At 53.7% G+C, this 255-nt stretch carries 1 rRNA gene; it reads left to right on the top strand.

From position 1 onward, the window contains the following. A 23S ribosomal RNA gene (locus HZZ01_RS20785) occupies positions 1–255 on the top strand; the annotation flags it as partial.

Genomic DNA, 255 nt, shown 5'->3' with positions numbered 1-255 from the left:
AAACAGGTTAATATTCCTGTACTCGGTGTTACTGCGAAGGGGGGACGGAGAAGGCTATATCGGCCGGGCGACGGTTGTCCCGGTTTAAGCGTGTAGGCGGAGGGTCCAGGTAAATCCGGTCCCTTATTAACGCTGAGGCGTGACGACGAGGCACTACGGTGCTGAAGTGATAAATGCCCAGCTTCCAGGAAAAGCCTCTAAGCATCAGGTAACACAGAATCGTACCCCAAACCGACACAGGTGGTCAGGTAGAGA

This window comes from Pantoea sp. WMus005 (genome assembly GCF_013415305.1).
Lineage (GTDB): Bacteria > Pseudomonadota > Gammaproteobacteria > Enterobacterales > Enterobacteriaceae > Pantoea > Pantoea rara.
Note: the sequence above shows the minus strand (reverse complement) of the source record. Positions and strands in the feature narration are given on the sequence as shown.